Below are 14,146 nucleotides of genomic sequence, written 5' to 3' on the forward strand. Positions count from 1 at the left end.
CCTCTCATGGTATAATCGGCGACCACATGCCAAGCACAGTTATTTTACACAATTTCACAAAAAAGTAATTAATCGACTACACAAAGTCGAGATGGAGTTAACATAGTGAGCGTAAAAATTCATTACCAAAACACGCATTTCATTACCAGTGCGCCAGATATTCGCCATCTTCCTGAAGATGAAGGTATCGAAATTGCGTTTGCAGGACGCTCGAATGCTGGTAAGTCAAGTTCCCTCAATCGCCTGACCAATCAGAAAAACTTGGCGAAAACCAGTAAAACTCCAGGTCGGACTCAGTTGATTAACCTGTTTAAAGTCACTGAAGGTTGCCATATCGTTGATTTACCGGGCTATGGTTTTGCACAAGTTCCGCTAGAGATGAAACTCAAATGGCAACGAGCGCTGGGTGAATATTTGCAAAAACGCCGCTGCCTAAAAGGCCTAGTGGTGCTGATGGATATTCGCCATCCAATGAAAGATCTCGATCAGCAACTGATCGTCTGGGCCATTGAGTGCGGCATTCCAGTGCAAGTGATGCTGACCAAAGCCGATAAACTGAAAAGTGGCGCACGCAAAGCGCAAGTGCAGAAAGTGCGTGAAGATGCAGCTAAATTAGGTGGCGATGTGCAGGTCGATGCTTTCTCGTCATTAAATGGAATTGGGGTCGATGTACTGCGCGCCAAACTCGATCAATGGTACGCGCCGATGTTGGCGGCTCTAGCGCCTATGCCGCAAGATGAGCCTTGTGCGCCAAGCGAACAATAAGTTAACCAACTGATGATTAACCTCGCCATCGCGAGGTTTTTTTATCTCGGCAAGATTAGATTTTGATCGCGATCGGTCTGGCACCAGCGATAACCACGCCATCACCCAGACTCGCAAGCGAAAAACAAAGTCCCCACCAGCTTGGTGGGGCAACGGGAGAGAAAACAGTCGTTATTATTATCTGCCAAGCATTCCGCAAAAATCTGCGTTTTTCAAGTCAGCATCCATCGAATTAAAACTAGCGTTCAAAAAAATAATCTTATTGATATTCAATAGATTGAATTAAAAATCAGGGTAATTATCGTGTTTTTAGCGACTTGATTTCTATTTAGAAATAATCAAAGTGTGAATGGTGTTTAATTACACAATCGACCGGAGATGATGGCCTCGCCAGCGCTTACCCCAAGATGGCAGAGCACGCTAAATGCCACCGTAAAGCCAGCCAGCTAGGGGCTATAAAAGTTAAATTGCGCCCAATAAAAAACGCCCCAGTCAAATGGTGACTGGGGCGGCTGAATCAGCCTAATCCAATAACGTGAAACAAAAGGTCTGAAAGATAGAACATCTTACCTCTGTACCCTACGCGAGTTAATGTACAACAATTGATCAGGATTGAAAATATTTTTTGTAGTTAATTTTCATGAATTTTTCATTAAGCAACATAACAAACTGAACTCAGTATGATTTTTTCAGTACAAAAAAAAGCCAGCGAACTGGCGCTGGCTGAGATAATCGCTATTTTTTGCTGATAGTTTAAGCTAGTGGGCTTGATCCCAGTTATCGCCATGCCCAGCATCGGCAACGAGAGGCACATCCAGATCCGCCGCCGCTTCCATCAATTGTTGTACTTTACTTTCAATTTCGAATAAAGATGACTCTTCAACCTCAAATACCAATTCATCGTGCACTTGCATCAGTAATTTGACCCGCCCTGCGCCTTGTTGCTCAATCCACTCAGCAACTAACAACATGGCTTTTTTAATGATGTCAGCGGCGGTGCCTTGCATCGGCGCATTGATCGCCGCACGCTCAGCTGCTTTACGCCGCATGGCATTACGTGAAGTAATTTCTGGCAGGTGTAAACGGCGACCAAAAATGGTTTCGACATAACCCAGCTCTGCCGCGCGGCGACGCGTCTCTTCCATATACTGCATCACACCCGGATAACGTTCGAAATATTTATCCATGTACTGCTGTGCTTCACTGCGTGCAATGCCCAGTTGTTTCGCCAACCCAAAGGCGCTCATTCCGTAAATCAAACCAAAGTTGACCGCTTTGGCCCGGCGGCGCTGCTCGCTGCTCACTTGCTCAATCGGCACGCCAATGATTTCCGCTGCGGTGGCAGCATGAATATCTAGCCCAGAGCGGAACGCGTTGAGTAACGCTTGATCGCCCGACAGATGTGCCATGATGCGCAGCTCGATTTGCGAGTAGTCAACCGCCATGATTTTCCAACCATGAGGAGCAACAAACGCTTGGCGAATACGGCGTCCTTGTTCATTGCGCACGGGAATATTTTGTAAATTGGGATCCGTCGAAGAAAGACGCCCGGTCGCGGTCACCGCTTGATGGTAGGAAGTATGCACGCGCCCAGTACTTGGGTTGATCATCTTCGGCAGCTTATCGGTATAGGTCGATTTGAGCTTGGCCAAACCGCGGTACTCAATCAGCACTTTCGGCAGTGGGTAATCGAGCGCCAACTCTTGCAGCACCTCTTCATTGGTAGAAGGGGTACCGGACGGCGTTTTTTGCAGCACAGGCAATTTCATCTGTTCAAATAAGATGGTTTGCAGTTGCTTGGGTGAGCTGAGGTTGAATGGCTGACCAGCCAATTGATACGCTTGTTGTTCTAACTCATCAAGACGTAGCGCAATTTCTTGTGATTGAGCGCTGAGCAACATCTCATCAATCATCACCCCAGTGCGCTCAATGCGTGACAATACTGGCACCAACGGCATTTCGATGTCACGGTACACTTGTAAGAGTTTACTGTCTTGGTCAATCAGTTGGCTGATCCGCTGATGTAAACGCAAGGTCACATCGGCATCTTCCGCGGCATACTGCGCGGCTTCTGGTAAAGCAATTTGATTAAAGGTGAGTTGGTTCTTGCCTTTACCCGCCACCTGTTCAAACGAGATACAGCTGTGCTGTAAAAAGCGCAGCGCTAAACTATCCATATCATGTTTGCCGCCCACGCTGTTATACACGTAGGATTGCAACATAGTATCGTGGTGAATACCGCGCAGCTCAACGCCGTAACGAGCCATCACACTCGCATCGTATTTGAGGTTTTGGCCAACTTTGGCTTTATTAGCATCTTCGAGCAACGGTTTAAGCTGAGCGATCACCCAAGCGCGATCCAACTGCTGCGGCGCATCTAGATAATCGTGCGCGACAGGTAGATAAGCCGCCTCACCTTCTGCGACCGCAAACGACATCCCCACTAAGTTGGCCACCATATAATCAAGGCTGTCGGTTTCGGTATCAAAAGCAAACAGCTCGGCTTGTTGTAACTTTGCTAGCCAATGCTGGAAATCTTGCTCATTGAGGATGGTTTGATACTGGCTACGATCGATGTGTGCCGCTGGACTTTCAACCAGCGCCGCCGCACCGCTTGGCGCACTGGCACTCGCCGCTCGGTTCTGCTCATCGGCAACAACGATCCCTGTGCCACCATCAAGCAGCTCACTCAACCAAGCTTTAAAGGCCATTTGTCCATAAAGAGCGATCAAGGCATCACGATCTGGCGTTTGCTTTAGCAGAGTTTGCGCAGATTCCTCAAGCTCGACATCACATTTGATGGTCGCCAGTTGATAAGAGAGCTCGGCATTGTCACGGTTTTCTTGCAGTTTTTGCGCCATGGTTTTTGAACCGCGAAAACCTAATCCGGCAATCTGATCTAAGTTGGCATACAGGGCCTCTAAACCACCAATGCCTTGTAAAAGCGCGGTCGCCGTTTTATCCCCCACCCCAGGCACACCGGGAATGTTATCGACTTTGTCGCCCATCAGCGCGAGGTAATCAATGATCAATTCTGGTGGAATGCCAAATTTTTCAATCACGCCATCACGATCCAGCACTACATTGGTCATAGTGTTGATCAGGGTGACGTTATCATCCACCAGTTGCGCCATATCTTTATCGCCAGTACTGATCAACACTGGCATCCCCGCTTGTGAGGCTTGTCGAGCTAACGTGCCGATCACATCATCTGCCTCAACGCCTTCAATCGCGATCAGTGGTAAGCCCATCGCACGAATCACTTGATGCAGGGGCTCAACCTGACAACGTAGCTCATCGGGCATCGGCGGACGATTGGCCTTATATTGGTCATACAAATCATCACGAAAGGTTTTACCTTTGGCATCAAAAATCACCGCCATGCGATCAGATGCAAACTGGCGCATCATACTGCGGATCATGTTTACCACCCCGTAAATGGCATTCGTTGGGATCTCACCATTACTCATGGTGCCAGGGTAAGCATGAAATGCACGATAGAGGTAAGAGGAACCGTCGATCAAAATCAGCGGATTGTCAGGTATACGAGCCATAGAAGGATTATCCAAACGTGAGTAAATGCGCCTAGGATGCCACGACTGCTGTTTGGATACCATTTTTGATTAATTCTGGGGATATTCTCGGTTGTACTCTCGCTGGACACACTGTGGATAAGTCTGTTTATAGAATTTTTCACACCGATTAAAATTCGAGAAAAACCGCGTGCAAATAAAACACAACTAAATGTTTTTAAACAATAAAAAAATGGATCAGCCACGCGAGAAATGATCTTTTTCAGATCGTCAATTGTGGAAAAGACACTCGCTGCCCTTTTGCTCATACCATTTCACACCAATAAACTACGGTGGATGATTGCCACTCAAACACTCATTTGTCCACTTGATGTGGGAGAAATAACCGAGGTCAGTGGATAACTAAATCGGCACGATGCAATAAAGAAAAAGCGACACCGGAAGATGTCGCCTAGCAAAGATGGTTAAAGCTAAATTGTAAATCCACTTTACCAATAAGCTAAAAATTACACTGGAAGCAATGTGAGCAATGTCGTGTCAAAAAGAACAGCTGCCAATTCGGTCGTTACATCACGCCACATCGATGCCTCGATTGTGGGTAACTTAACATCCTTGTGAACTGTTGCTAGCTCCCTAAGACACAGTTAATAATAATAGTTCTCATTTGACAGTCAATAGCTAAATGATAAGAGATCTCATTTATTTTTAAGCACTTTGCCAAAATGGATCCGACTTTCTAACACTGGCGATTTTTTTTCATAATCTTCAATTAGATAGTTATTTTTAATCAATAGACGCAACATCGCCGGAAACTGGTTACGCGATTTAACGGTGATGCGTTGATAGCCTTGCTGCACTGCCCACGCTTCTTGCGCCTCCAATAAGCGCTGTGCCACGCCACAGCCTCGTGCCGCAGGATCAACACCACCAAACCAGCTATAAAAGGTTTCACTATCGAGCGCGTAGCCAATTTTGAACCCAACTAATTGATCCTGTTGTTGCGCCACCAAGACTAAACTTGGCTTATCAGCCAACCTCGCTTGTAAGCTCTGCTCATTTTCAGACTGGGCAAATTCGCTGATTTTTGCCACGATTTGCACCACTTCCACTAAAGTCCCTACCCTTACTAACATAATGTTCTCTTATATCGTCACCGCTGACACGGCAGTTGGCAGCAGGCAGTAAAAAGGCTGACTTGCGTCAGCCTGATGATCGGTCGCTTAAAACACCTATTTTAAATCAAAATCTGCCAGCAAAAGCGTTCAATACAGAGTGTAAATCAAGCCTCTGTGCACAACCGAATTTAAGCCTTTATTGTTTGGTAAGAGATTGTGCCGCTTGAGCATTCTCTTCGGCTAACCACTCCGCAACCTGCTTGGCAAAATAGGTCAAAATGCCATCGGCACCTGCGCGTTTAAAGCAGAGTAACGATTCCAACACCGTTTCACGCTCTTTCAACCAACCGTTGAGGATCGCCGCTTTATGCATCGCATACTCACCGGACACTTGGTAAGCAAAAGTCGGCACTTGCAGCTCAGTTTTGACTCGGCGCACCACATCCAAATAGGGCATGCCCGGCTTAACCATCACCATATCCGCACCTTCGCTGATATCGAGTGCAACTTCGTGCAAAGCTTCGTCCGAATTAGCCGGATCCATTTGGTAGTTTTTCTTGTTACCACCTTTTAAATTGGCCGATGAACCGACCGCATCACGGAAAGGACCATAGTAATTAGACGCATACTTGGCCGAATACGCCATGATTTGGGTATGGATATAGCCCGCCTCTTCCAAGGCCTGACGAATGCGCCCAATTCGGCCATCCATCATGTCAGAAGGCGCAATCACATCCGCTCCAGCCTGTGCATGGGACAATGCTTGTTTGATCAGCACTTCGGTGGTTTCATCATTGAGCACATAGCCTTGATCATCAATGATGCCGTCTTGGCCGTGGGTGGTAAACGGATCCAACGCGACATCGGTGATCACACCGATTTGTGGTACATGCTCTTTCAAAGCACGCACCGCGCGCTGCACTAAACCCTCAGGATTATAAGCTTCTGTGGCACACAAGCTTTTAGCATCTTGATTGACCACCGGAAACAGCGCAATCGCGGGCACACCAAGATTGGCGAGGTATTGCGCTTCTTCAAGCATTAAATCAATCGACAAACGCTCGACGCCCGGCATAGAATCGACTTTCTCGCGACGATCTTTACCCATCAAAATAAACATCGGGTAAATCAGATCGCTGACCGATAACTGGTTTTCTGCCACCAGACGACGGCTAAAATCATGTTTGCGCAGACGGCGCAAACGACGTCCGGGAAATTGACCTTGCATGGATACCGACACTCGACTCTCCTTCTTATGTTATCTGTGCCTCAAAAATCAGCCACAGAGGGAAGTGTTGGGCAAAATCATATCACTCTCTACCTCGCATGCCAGTGCTCGGCCAACAAAAAGCCAAAAATGACCTTGAGCTCACACTCACGTATACTCGCCACATCACCCAGCACTTGAGATGAAACCATGATTGATAGCCACGCCCACGTTTATGCCAGCGAATTTGATCACGATCGTGATGAGGTGATCGCCCGTGCGCGACAAGCCGGGGTGGAAAAAATTCTAATGCCGAATATCGATCTGGCCTCACTCGTCCCAATGCTCGCCACCGAACAGGCCTACCCTGATCTTTGCCATTCGATGCTCGGTTTACACCCTTGCTATGTCGATGCCAATGTACAGCAAACCTTAACGACCCTTTATCAGTGGTTTGCTCGCCACTCTTTTATTGCGGTAGGTGAAATTGGTATTGATCTGTATTGGGATAAAACCTTCCAAGCCGAGCAAGAAATGGCGTTTTTAACTCAACTCGGCTGGGCAAAAGAGTGGGATTTACCGGTGGTGATTCATACCCGTGATTCTCTAGCGCAAACCTTAGCGCTGCTCAAACAGGCACAAGATGGTCGCTTACGCGGCGTTTTTCACTGCTTTGGCGGCAGTGTCGAGGACGCAAAAGCGATCAATGATCTGGGTTTTCATCTCGGGATTGGCGGTGTAAGCACCTTTAAAAACAGCGGCATGGATCAAGTGATCCCACAGCTCGATCTCAATTATGTAATTTTAGAAACTGACTGCCCTTATTTAGCACCCGCTCCGCACCGTGGTAAACGTAACGAACCGATGTTTACAGGTTTGATTGCCGAGAAAATTGCCCAGCTACGCGGGCTAAGCGTAACCGAGCTCAAGCAAATAACCACCGCCAACGCAAACTCGCTCTTTAATTTAACTCGATGAAACTTAGCCACCAGTCACCGACGACAGATGCTCAATTTGGCCATATGCTCGGTGACAAGTGGCCATGTGAATAACCCCATCCTACTTTTTCAGATCGTGATATCGACAAACCGAAGCTTAAGCGCATGATCCCTCGATCTCTGCGCAGATGAAGATTGGGATCTTGTTGCGCAAATTATCTGTGGATAAGTCTGTGATGTATTTATTTATACCGTGTCATCAAACCGCCTATTTCAAGGCTTGGTTGGCCGAGATCGATTGGGGATACTTTTCTATTTACTCACAGAAAAATCAGGATCATCGCTACATATTGTGGATCAAAACTGATTAAACCACTTTATCAACGCAATCCACAGAATTACCCACAGGTGTGCTGATTTTAACCAGCCATCGATAACCTTACTGGTGACGAGTACTTGTTCAAGCCTGAATAGGTTACACTCACACCATGATTTGTATGTTTATGAGAGCACGGCTATGTCTGCATTTTTACACATTGATGTTCAAGCCGCCCAAGCGATGCTTGAGCGCGGCCAAGCCCGACTGGTCGATATTCGCGATGGGCAATCTTTCCAACAGGCGCACGCGCAAAGTGCTTTTCATCTGACCAATCAATCGGTGATCCAATTAATGGCACAAGTGGAGTTTGAACAACCGATTTTAGTGATGTGTTACCACGGCAATAGTAGCCAAGGCGCGGCCCAATATCTGGTCAACCAAGGATTTGAACAAGTGTACAGCGTCGATGGCGGCTTTGAGGCTTGGCAACGCGCCAATCTCCCCACTGAAGCGAGTTAGCCAGCATGCATCTACTGATCAGCTTACATAATCCGCGCGCCGCGCAAGCGTTTATTGATTACATGGCAGCCCAGCACATCGAAATCCAGATCACACCAGTGGCCAACGATCGGCTGACACTGTGGGTAACCCGCGAACAAGACTTTGCCGCTGCACAGGCAGAATTGCAGCTCTTTTTACACAATCCGACGGCGAAAAAATATCAAGCCGCTTCATGGCAACTTGCCAATCCACAACGCGCGCAATTTTCTTACGTGTCACCTAATTTATTCAGCCTAATTAAGGCGAAAGCCGGTGGCTTTACCTTGTTGATCATGGCTCTGTGTTTGGTGATATTTACCCTGCAAAGCTTTGGCTCCGGTCAGGCAGTATTTAACGCGCTGCACTTTCCAGCCCAAGCCAGCCAACAGTGGCAAGTTTGGCGCTGGGTCAGTCATGCAGTTCTGCATTTTTCCGTGCTGCACATTGCCTTCAATTTGCTATGGTGGTGGCAATTGGGGGGCGATATTGAGCAGCGTCTTGGCAGCTTAAAGCTAATCAAACTGTTTGTGATCGCGGCTATCGTTTCCGGTACAGGACAATATTGGGTGGAAGGGGCCAACTTTGGTGGCCTATCTGGCGTGGTGTATGCCTTAGTCGGCTATTTGTGGGTTATTGGCCAACGTGCACCGCAACTGGGTTTATCAATACCTCGTCCACTGTTCGGCTTTATGTTGGCTTGGTTGGTGTTGGGATTTGTGCAACCTTTTCTCGCCATTGCCAACACGGCCCATTTAGCCGGATTAATCAGTGGCGTAGTCGTGGCATGGTTTGAGAGTCAACGCACGGCATAGGGTTAACTCTCAACCACCCACCGCAAAGTGCTTGCGAACAATCCAATCTAGCCAGTAAAACGGCGACTGGCTATTGGTAGATATACTTGGTAAACAGCAAATCGGCGATGATGGTGCGCCCAACTTCGGGTAATAAAATATTGTTCAAACGGCCCACCAACGACTTACGCAGATCTTCACGCCCGGCCAGAGATTTAATGGTATCTTCGGTTTGTTTACCGAGCAGCTCTACCACCGCATCACGGATCAAAGGTTGATGGCGATCGATAATCGGCAAATCCGCCGCATTGGCCACCATAATGTCAATCCGGACTTGGATATAACCTAATTTGTTGCCTTTAGTAAAAAAATTGGTGGTCAAATCTGGCTCTAAGGTGAAATAACCGAGTTGAGGGATGGTGTTGCTAGGCTGCTGCGCAACACTGGCAAAAGACAACATGCAGCTTAAAGCCAGCATAATTTGGATTAAGTAACGTTTTGGCATCTTAGTATCTGCTCTTTATTCTGTTCGCCATACTCGAACCTGCGGAGTCTTGTTACAATAGAGCATCCATTGCGTAAATAAAATGCTTTCCGTGTTCGAACTCTTTGATTTGGAATCAAAACCTGAGCTTTATTGTATACCCAAACCGCTCAGAGTTGCAGATAGAAATGGATTTCAGATCAAGCGTCACATTGAATAAGAATATGAATCAAATAACTTCGCTCTATTTAGCCACACTCAAACAAGCGATCTGGCAGCCACCGGAGCATATTGAGTTTCCAAGTCATTTAGCCAAACAGTGGCTGCTTGAAGCCGGCTCATTATCACGTCGTATGGCCAATTCTTGTCATCAGTTGACGGTTGAAGTGCTGAATAACCAAATCATGCCAGCAACCTCACTGCAATCGGATGAACGGGCATTACTGGCACACGAGCAATACTTACTGCGTCAAGTCGTGATTAGCGGTGACCAGCAACCTTGGGTATTGGGGCATAGCATCATCCCGCATTCTTCGCTGCATCATCCGGAGTTTGATTTATCTCAGCAAGGTGACACGCCGCTCGGCTTAACTCTGTTTAGTGCTGAGCATGTTGAACGAGATGAATTGCAAGTGACTTGGCTCACCACGCCATCGGGGCCACTGTTAGCTCGACGTTCTCGTTTAGCAATCAATCACAAACCGATGCTGGTGAGCGAAGTGTTTCTCGCCAGCGCACCGATTTACGCTAAGGAGAGCGTGTTATGAACCAAGCGAAAGCCCGTGCATATTGGCAATTGATGCGAATGGATCGCCCGATTGGCTCACTATTGCTGCTATGGCCAACCTTGTGGGCGCTCTTTTTGGCGGCTGAAGGCTTACCGGATATGCGAGTGCTGAGCGTATTTGTCTGCGGGGTATTTTTAATGCGCTCTGCAGGCTGTGTGATCAATGACTACGCCGATCGTCATGTTGATGGCTATGTACAACGCACCCGCCAGCGGCCACTACCCGCAGGATTAGTCACTGCCAAGCAAGCGTTATGGCTGTTTGCCTTACTGGTGGTGAGTGCTTTTGGCTTAGTTTTAACCATGAATAGCCTGACGATCCAACTCTCGTGCATCGGTCTGCTCCTGGCTTTTATCTACCCATTTATGAAACGCTATACCCATCTGCCTCAGCTAGTGCTTGGCTTAGCGTTCAGTTGGTCGATTCCAATGGCGTGGGCAGCGCAAGCCAATGCCCTGCCTGCCTCGGTCTGGGCGCTGTTCTCGATCAACGTGCTGTGGACTATTGCTTACGATACACAATACGCGATGGTCGATAGAGAGGACGATATCAAAATTGGCATCAAATCGACGGCGATCTTATTTGGGCGTTGGGATAAACGCATTATCGGCTTACTGCAGCTAGCCAGCTTAGGGTTACTGGTCGCTTTAGGCCAAGCGCTGACACTCAGTTCTTACTATTACTGGGGGGTGCTGATCGCCGCGGGGCTGTTTGTCTATCAACAACATCTGATCCGTTACCGTGAGCGCAGCGCGTGCTTTCAAGCTTTTTTAAATAATAATTATGTGGGCATGGCGATCACGCTCGGCCTGTTACTCAGCGTCATCTATCCGTAATCCATCTACGCAATTCAAGCACGCTTGCCGCGGTCACCCAGGCAAGGCAACCAAAAAGGCATCACTAGGATGCCTTTGATTTTATTAGATAAGCGGCTTCAAGCTCGACTATTCATCCACCTGACACAAACTCTCTTGAATGGTCATGCGCACTTCTGGAGAGATCAGCGCGTACAGTTGCCGTGCCAATGGTTGAGCACTGGCCAACACACAGCGGCCGTGGCGATCTAAATAACCTTGCTGTTGTAGCGTGACAAACAGTGCCGCAAATACCCCTTTATCAAAAAATTCTGGCGCATTAATGCCGTGCAAACGCCCCAAGCGCTGTGCGACTTCTTGGCTTTTCTCTTCCAGCTCAGTTTTATCTAAATGCGGGCGGCTGACTAACAGATTCAGCGCAATCGCGTAGCGTTCAAGGGTTTCGGCAATGGTTTGTCCTAACAGCATTAACACTTGAGTCTGAGCTTGATTATGCGTCAAGACATCGCCTTGCATACTCACCAAGCCTTGACTGACCAGCTCTTGCACATAGCGCAGCACCCGATCGTTAAGCTCATCTTGCTCAAAACGCAAAAACAGCTCTTGTTTTAAGAACGGATAAATTTGCGCCACGGTGGATTGTATTTTCTCTAATGACACACTCGGCTGACGCAGCAGCAATTGCGCAATCAGAGAAGGCAGCGCCAGCAGATGGATAATGTTATTGCGATAATAGGTCATCAAGATCGATTGGTTGCGATCCAGTGAGATAATATCGCCCATGGTATCGGTTTCCACCACAAACTTATCCAACGATTCGGCATGCTCAACCAAGCGCTCTGCACTATCGACCGGTAGCGTTGAGGTCGCAGAATAAGGCACATTACGCAACAGCGATAAATAGCACTCAACCTGTTTGATCAGGTTATCCCGCGCCAAAGCTCGCTGACGAGAAGCCAGTAACGCGGTAGCACACAAGGTCATCGCATTCACGGCCGCCGCATCATTAATGTGAGTCATCATGCGCGTCGCCAATTGATTCACGGTTGGTGTCATCCACTGCGGCTTACTGGTGCCCATGGGATCAATATCTTGTGTCCACTGCGGCACTGCTTCATTTAAAAACTGGTTAAGTGGGATCGGCTCACCGAAGTTGACATAACCTTGGCCAAAATTGCGCAATTTACGCAAAGTGCGTAGCACTAAGCTGGCGTTTTCTTTCTCTTTGCGCTTACCACGCAGCTCTTTGGCATAGGTCCCCACTTCCATCACATGCTCATAGCCAATGTAGACGGGCACTAAAGTGACCGGACGATTTAGGCCACGCAACATGGCTTGAATGGTCATCGCCAACATCCCAGTTTTCGCCGGTAGCAAGCGTCCGGTGCGCGAACGGCCGCCTTCACTGAAATACTCAACCGAATACCCTTTGGCAAAGAGCTCGGCTAAGTATTCACGAAACAGCGTGGAATAAAGTGGTGCGCCTTTAAAACTGCGGCGGATAAAAAAGGCCCCACCGCGGCGGAAAATCGGTCCAGCGGGGAAAAAGTTCAGGTTAATCCCCGCCGCAATATGCGGAGGCACCATACCTTCATGGTAGAGCACATACGACAGCAGCAGATAATCCATATGGCTACGATGACAAGGCACATACACAATCTCATGCCCATCCTGCGCCAAACGGCGTACGGTCGCAGCATTATTGATATTCAGACCTTGGTAGATGCGATTCCACAACCAACCTAAAACGCGATCGCCTTTTTTCACCAGCGAATAGGAAAAATCCGCGGCAATTTCATCGAGCATGTCATGCGCGGCTTTGCGCGCTTTTTCAAGCGGGATCTGTTTTGCTTGCGCTTCATCGGCGATGGCTTTTTCAATCGCTGGCGAATTCATCAAGCGTGCGAATAACTGCGCGCGCTGCGGCAAATCCGGCCCAGAAGCGGCCAGTTTTTGGCGAGAAAAGTGAATGCGTGCCACGCGCGCCAGTTTATGCGCTATCGAGGCATCCGTACCATGAGTATCCGCCATATAACGCAAAGAGACCGCTGGGCTAAAGCGCACTAAACAGTCGCGACCAGCGGTCAGTACCGCTAGTGCTTTTTGCGCACCATTCAAGGTTTGCAAATAAGGACGCTCTTGTCCCTCTTTACCCGGCTTTCGTCCCCACAGCACAGTCGCTGGGATCACTTGTACATTCAGTTCACTGTCTAATTTATGCACAGACAGCAACTCAGAAAACAGCGTGATTGACTCATTCGGCACATGCTGATCACGACTGAGTAGCGTTGGACGCGAAGCAATAAACACATAGCGCTGGTAGGCTTGACCATTGAGCACCAGAGGCTCAAGAGGATCGGGCAACCCAGCTTGTTTAGCGTGAGTTTGTAGCGTCAGCAAATCCACATTCGAGCGAAACGGTAACGCGTAAATGATCGGTTGGTGGCGATCAATCGCCAGATCATGAATTGGATCAGACGGAATTGCAGTCCCTTTCACCAGTACCGACATCGGCAATTTCAGTAGTGAACGAGATAATAGGTGTCCTGAAGACATAGAGTTCAAAGCCTCAAGATTCTTGAAATAAGCTCGACTGTATGTACTCTGATGCGCTTAGCGTGAGGCGATACACTCGTGCAGTCTGGTTTTTTGCGCGCCAAGAATACCAGAAACTGGTCAAACCTTTTAATTTTATTGCTTAGATTGGCAGCATTTCTGATGCACAGTGGCCAACTGTCAAGACCAAGAGTGATGCATTTATGTGATTTTTCCGTGTGGTTAGCATCACTATCAGACAAAAAACCAGCAATTGGCTTGGCAATTTAACCGACACTGGATATACTCACAGTCA

12 protein-coding genes are annotated in these 14,146 nt (G+C 48.0%); 6 read left to right on the forward strand and 6 right to left on the reverse strand.

From position 1 onward, the window contains the following. The first annotated feature begins 105 nt into the window (after positions 1 to 105). Complete coding sequence (gene yihA, locus PUN32_RS11400) at positions 106 to 765, forward strand: ribosome biogenesis GTP-binding protein YihA/YsxC (RefSeq protein WP_274723336.1); 660 nt, start codon at positions 106 to 108, stop codon at positions 763 to 765. A 517-nt stretch (positions 766 to 1,282) separates the two neighbouring features. Here yihA and PUN32_RS14180 read toward each other — a convergent pair. The 4 genes from PUN32_RS14180 to hemB form a co-directional block, all read right to left on the reverse strand. Next, positions 1,283 to 1,330 carry a hypothetical protein gene (locus PUN32_RS14180; RefSeq protein WP_438356636.1) on the reverse strand — a complete coding sequence of 16 codons (48 nt, stop codon included), beginning with the start codon at positions 1,328 to 1,330 and terminating at the stop codon, positions 1,283 to 1,285. 193 nt (positions 1,331 to 1,523) lie between these two features. Next, a complete protein-coding gene (gene polA / locus PUN32_RS11405) occupies positions 1,524 to 4,319 on the reverse strand; it encodes a DNA polymerase I (protein WP_274723337.1) in 2,796 nt (931 codons plus the stop codon). 674 nt (positions 4,320 to 4,993) lie between these two features. Further along, entirely contained in the window at positions 4,994 to 5,431 is a 438-nt protein-coding gene (locus PUN32_RS11410) for a GNAT family N-acetyltransferase (RefSeq protein ID WP_274723338.1), read from the reverse strand. Between the two features lie 178 nt (positions 5,432 to 5,609). Beyond that, entirely contained in the window at positions 5,610 to 6,653 is a 1,044-nt protein-coding gene (hemB, locus tag PUN32_RS11415; RefSeq protein ID WP_274723339.1) for a porphobilinogen synthase, read from the reverse strand. A 177-nt stretch (positions 6,654 to 6,830) separates the two neighbouring features. On the opposite strand from hemB, the gene PUN32_RS11420 reads away from it, so the two are divergent. From PUN32_RS11420 to glpG, 3 genes are all read left to right on the forward strand, one after another. Next, the gene (locus PUN32_RS11420) at positions 6,831 to 7,598 is read left to right on the forward strand and encodes a TatD family hydrolase (RefSeq protein ID WP_274723340.1); all 768 of its coding nucleotides are present in this window, start codon (positions 6,831 to 6,833) and stop codon (positions 7,596 to 7,598) included. A gap of 477 nt (positions 7,599 to 8,075) precedes the next feature. Beyond that, positions 8,076 to 8,396, forward strand: a complete 321-nt coding sequence (glpE, locus tag PUN32_RS11425; RefSeq protein ID WP_274723341.1) for a thiosulfate sulfurtransferase GlpE — start codon at positions 8,076 to 8,078, stop codon at positions 8,394 to 8,396. Between the two features lie 5 nt (positions 8,397 to 8,401). Next, positions 8,402 to 9,229 (forward strand): rhomboid family intramembrane serine protease GlpG, encoded by an 828-nt coding sequence (gene glpG, locus PUN32_RS11430; RefSeq protein WP_274723342.1) that lies wholly within the window; start codon positions 8,402 to 8,404, stop codon positions 9,227 to 9,229. 70 nt (positions 9,230 to 9,299) lie between these two features. Here glpG and PUN32_RS11435 read toward each other — a convergent pair whose 3' ends face one another. Continuing rightward, on the reverse strand, positions 9,300 to 9,713 hold the full coding sequence (locus PUN32_RS11435; protein ID WP_274723343.1) for a flagellar basal body-associated protein FliL: 414 nt from the start codon (positions 9,711 to 9,713) through the stop codon (positions 9,300 to 9,302). A gap of 203 nt (positions 9,714 to 9,916) precedes the next feature. Here PUN32_RS11435 and PUN32_RS11440 point away from each other — a divergent pair, with 203 nt between their 5' ends. Both PUN32_RS11440 and ubiA read left to right on the forward strand, forming a co-directional pair. Then, positions 9,917 to 10,459 (forward strand): chorismate lyase, encoded by a 543-nt coding sequence (locus tag PUN32_RS11440; protein ID WP_274723344.1) that lies wholly within the window; start codon positions 9,917 to 9,919, stop codon positions 10,457 to 10,459. Continuing rightward, the gene (gene ubiA, locus PUN32_RS11445) at positions 10,456 to 11,316 is read left to right on the forward strand and encodes a 4-hydroxybenzoate octaprenyltransferase (RefSeq protein ID WP_274723345.1); all 861 of its coding nucleotides are present in this window, start codon (positions 10,456 to 10,458) and stop codon (positions 11,314 to 11,316) included. The genes PUN32_RS11440 and ubiA overlap by 4 nt, the downstream gene beginning before the upstream one ends. A 108-nt stretch (positions 11,317 to 11,424) precedes the next feature. On the opposite strand, the gene plsB is transcribed toward ubiA, so the two are convergent. Beyond that, entirely contained in the window at positions 11,425 to 13,851 is a 2,427-nt protein-coding gene (gene plsB / locus PUN32_RS11450) for a glycerol-3-phosphate 1-O-acyltransferase PlsB (protein ID WP_274723346.1), read from the reverse strand. Between the last annotated feature and the right edge of the window lie 295 nt (positions 13,852 to 14,146).

The sequence above is a fragment of the Vibrio chanodichtyis genome, assembly GCF_028863985.1.
GTDB lineage: Bacteria > Pseudomonadota > Gammaproteobacteria > Enterobacterales > Vibrionaceae > Vibrio > Vibrio chanodichtyis.

What these genes read in the sequence shown, in the direction of transcription:
- PUN32_RS11435 (WP_274723343.1), bottom strand. Translation starts at nt 9,713, where the DNA reads ATGCCAAAACGTTACTTAATCCAAATTATGCTGGCTTTAAGCTGCATG.
- polA (WP_274723337.1), bottom strand. Translation starts at nt 4,319, where the DNA reads ATGGCTCGTATACCTGACAATCCGCTGATTTTGATCGACGGTTCCTCT.
- PUN32_RS11420 (WP_274723340.1), top strand. Translation starts at nt 6,831, where the DNA reads ATGATTGATAGCCACGCCCACGTTTATGCCAGCGAATTTGATCACGAT.
- ubiA (WP_274723345.1), top strand. Translation starts at nt 10,456, where the DNA reads ATGAACCAAGCGAAAGCCCGTGCATATTGGCAATTGATGCGAATGGAT.
- PUN32_RS11440 (WP_274723344.1), top strand. Translation starts at nt 9,917, where the DNA reads ATGAATCAAATAACTTCGCTCTATTTAGCCACACTCAAACAAGCGATC.
- glpE (WP_274723341.1), top strand. Translation starts at nt 8,076, where the DNA reads ATGTCTGCATTTTTACACATTGATGTTCAAGCCGCCCAAGCGATGCTT.
- plsB (WP_274723346.1), bottom strand. Translation starts at nt 13,851, where the DNA reads ATGTCTTCAGGACACCTATTATCTCGTTCACTACTGAAATTGCCGATG.
- PUN32_RS11410 (WP_274723338.1), bottom strand. Translation starts at nt 5,431, where the DNA reads ATGTTAGTAAGGGTAGGGACTTTAGTGGAAGTGGTGCAAATCGTGGCA.
- glpG (WP_274723342.1), top strand. Translation starts at nt 8,402, where the DNA reads ATGCATCTACTGATCAGCTTACATAATCCGCGCGCCGCGCAAGCGTTT.